Source organism: Candidatus Protofrankia californiensis (genome assembly GCF_900634765.1).
In the GTDB taxonomy this organism is placed as follows: Bacteria; Actinomycetota; Actinomycetes; order Frankiales; family Frankiaceae; genus Protofrankia; species Protofrankia californiensis.
The window spans coordinates 4,914-8,017 of the sequence record NZ_CAAAFT010000211.1 but is presented as its reverse complement, the minus strand read 5'-3'; the positions used below and the strand labels follow the sequence as shown (position 1 = coordinate 8,017).

Annotated in this window: 4 protein-coding genes; all 4 read right to left on the bottom strand. The window is 69.4% G+C overall.

From position 1 onward, the window contains the following. The coding region (locus DD1DGNOD_RS28005) for a Rieske 2Fe-2S domain-containing protein (protein WP_430827798.1) at positions 1 to 346 on the bottom strand (346 nt) is incomplete at its 3' end. A gap of 68 nt (positions 347 to 414) precedes the next feature. Continuing rightward, positions 415 to 1,260 (bottom strand): alpha/beta fold hydrolase, encoded by an 846-nt coding sequence (locus DD1DGNOD_RS11570; protein WP_131770105.1) that lies wholly within the window; start codon positions 1,258 to 1,260, stop codon positions 415 to 417. A 2-nt stretch (positions 1,261 to 1,262) separates the two neighbouring features. Then, positions 1,263 to 2,339 carry an extradiol ring-cleavage dioxygenase gene (locus DD1DGNOD_RS11565; protein ID WP_131770103.1) on the bottom strand — a complete coding sequence of 359 codons (1,077 nt, stop codon included), beginning with the start codon at positions 2,337 to 2,339 and terminating at the stop codon, positions 1,263 to 1,265. Then, a partial coding sequence (locus DD1DGNOD_RS11560; protein WP_131770104.1) for an amidohydrolase family protein occupies positions 2,312 to 3,104 on the bottom strand: 793 nt, incomplete at its 5' end. The genes DD1DGNOD_RS11565 and DD1DGNOD_RS11560, both read right to left, overlap by 28 nt.

Below are 3,104 nucleotides of genomic sequence, written 5' to 3'. Positions count from 1 at the left end.
CCTTGGCGTTGCCGGCCTGCTGCCGGCAGACCACCGCACCCCGATGGGTGCAGGTGTTGTGGAAGACGTGTACCCGGCCGGTCCTGGCCCCACGGACCATGAACACCGGCCTGCCGCCGACCGGCCGGCGTACGTAGTCGCCCGGGTTGGACACCTCCGATTCGTGACCGACGTAGAGCCACGAATGGCCGAACACCCGCTCCAGCTCCGCGCGGAACACCTCCGGCGAGGTCATCGTCGAGCGGTGGACGCGGAACCGGTGGTGTTCGGCGTCCTCGGCAACCAGCGGAAACCGTGTGCTCGCAGCGGGCCTGGAAGCGGGCGTGGAAGCGGGCGTGGCGTCGATCAGAGCCGTCGGTGTCCTCGGTAAGGAAGTCACGAGATCATCTCCGTGGGAAAGTCACGAACGAGAAGTCACGAACGGGTGGAGGAAGGACGCGCCAGGAAGCGGCGCACGAGATCGGAGAAGTCGTCGGCGCGCTCGATCTGCGTCCAGTGCCCGCAGCGGGCGAAGACCGCCAGGTCGGCGTCGGGCAGCAGCCGGACCATGTTCCAGGCGACGTCGACCGGGACGACCTTGTCCTCGCGCCCGTGCACCAGCAACGTCGGGGTGGTGATGGTGACGACCTCGTCCGCCTCGATGGCGAGCTGGCTGCCGGCGTGGCGGGGGCTGAAGAACATGTCACGGTAGGCCTCGAAGGCGCCCGGGGCGATGCTGGCCTCATGCCGGATCCGCACCAGGTCGTCGGTGATGATCGTCGGGTCGACCGCGAAGCAGCCGAGCAACAGCTGGCGCATGTTCTCCAGCGACGGCTCGTACTCCCGCAGGGCGCGCAGGCCCTCGGTGGGCGTCATCCCCACGCCGGGGACACCCATGAGCACCATCCTGGCCAGTCGTTCGGGGTGCGCAGAGGCCATCCCCAGCGAGATCCGTCCACCCAGCGAGTTGCCGACCACCGAAGCCCGTTCGATCCCCAGCGCGTCCATGAACGCCCAGATGTGGTCGATCCAGGTGGCCAGCGAGTAGCGCACGTCGGCGGACCGTTCGGTGTGGCCGAATCCGACGATGTCGGGAGCCAGCACCCGGTACTGCTGAGCCAGCGCGGGGATCGTCAGGCGCCAGTTCGCCCACGCCGAGACCCCTGGCCCCGATCCGTGCAGCAGCAGCACCGGATCCCCGGAACCCAGGTCGTGATAATGCGTCCGGATGCCCCCGGCGTCGACCGTCCGCCCGGTGGCCTCGTCGGTGACCGTCGTCATGCTCACAGACCGACCTTTCCCTCGAAGATCGCAAAACATTTGTTGGAGTTGAAAACGTCGGTGACCACGAAGGTGGACCAGCTCAGGGATATGCCGAGTTCGTCCATGGCGCCGGCCAGACAGAACCAGTTGAGCATCTCGTGCTGGCCGGCCTTGACGATCTCCGCGCCGGTGACGCTGGTCCAGGTCGCGTAGTCACCCCGCACGAACGCCTCATAGAGCCGCAGGTCGGCCGCTGTGTCGGGACGTAGGTGCCAGTCGGCGTCGTTGAGGAACGCGTGCGACCAGCTGGACGAGGCCACCAGGGCGACCCGCTTGTCGCCGGCCCGCAGCGCGCGCGCCACGGCCCGGCCGAGAGCGAAGCACCGCGCCGGGGACGGGCCGATGGGGTCGAGTTGCTCGTCACGGATCTCAGCGAACCGGGCCAGTGCGCCCCTGCGGGCGATCGCATGCTGGCCGTAACAGTTCACCGTGATCGGCAGCATTCGATAGGGGAACTCGGTACCGGCATGCTCGTAGTCCAGGAACAGCTGGGTGTTGACGATCGCATGGGGAAAATGAGCGCCGTCCCGCTTCCGGTAGGAGTACGCGACGTCGAAACCGTCCTGGAGCAGGTCGTCGGCGAGCGCTCGGGCCGACGTGGCGTCGGCACGCAGGGTGAACGTCATGTCGTCCGGCCGGCCCCAGGCGTTCGGGCTGCCCCGTTCGTTCATCAGCGCGAACGGGTGTACCTCGGTGTCGTCGTAGGCCAGCACGCAGAAGGGCGGCACCACCTCCTCGCGGAAGTTCTCGTACTGGTCGTCGCCCCACACCACGAGCAGGTCCGGCCGGAAGGCGTCGATCGCGGCGCGGCAGCGGGCAAGACCCGCGCGCAGCTCGCGGCGGTGTCCGGCGGCGGCCGCGACTCCCCCGTCGTCGGCCCACTCCCGGCGCATCAGCTCCGGCCAGGACGCCGGATCCTTCTTGTCCGCGGGGATGTCCGGATCCTGCAGCGTCCAGCGCAGCAGCCCGGCCATGTGCTCGTCAGTGCCGGCGAGTAACGGATAATGGGTCAACCCGAGCCCAAGAAACTCTGCCATGCCTCACTCCTCTGATTCGCCCGTACGCGTCGTCCGCCCGCGCCGGTGAGCTCGAGCGCGTTCCCACGGCCGATGGCGGCCCGCAGGCGCGCGGTCAGTCGCTCGTGCGGCTCGGCGAACACCGCGCCCGCAGGGCTCTCCCGTGCCGCGAAGGGATAGTCGGTGCCAAGCAGGACGTGCTCGGCGCCGAAGCGCGCCACCGCCAGCAGCAGGCTGTCCACGTCGTAGGTCAGTGAGTCGCTGTACAGCGAACGGGCCAGCGTGCTCGGTAACTGGTCGGGAGGGAAAGCCGGATCGCTGATCAGCCGTCCCCGATCCAGTCGGGGAAGCAGCCACGGCAGGCAGCCCCCGCCGTGCGCCAGACACAGCCGCAGCCCCGGCCGGCCCGTCAGGGCGCCGCTGGCCAGCAGGCCGGCGATCGCGATCCCGGTCTCGGACGGCATTCCCGCGCCGAAGCCCACCCCGAGCCGGGCAAGCCGCGGATCCAGGGTCGAGTCGGCGGGATGCACCAGCACCAGGGCACCGAGCTCCTCGGCCGCGGCAAAGAACGGGTCGAACTCGGGGTCACCCAGCTCGGCCTCGCCAACCCGGGTGCCGATCTCGACGCCGAGGAAACCCAGTTCCTCCATGCACCGATGCAGCTCGGCGACCGCCCTGTCGGGGTCCTGCAACGGCACCGCACCCAACGCGCGGAAGCGCTCGGGTCGTTGGGCGACCAGGGCGGCGAGGAAGTCGTTCTGCGACCGCGCGAGAACCGCGGCACCG

Coding starts and splice junctions, on each gene's coding strand:
- DD1DGNOD_RS11570 (WP_131770105.1), bottom strand. CDS start 1,260: ATGACGACGGTCACCGACGAGGCCACCGGGCGGACGGTCGACGCCGGG.
- DD1DGNOD_RS11565 (WP_131770103.1), bottom strand. CDS start 2,339: ATGGCAGAGTTTCTTGGGCTCGGGTTGACCCATTATCCGTTACTCGCC.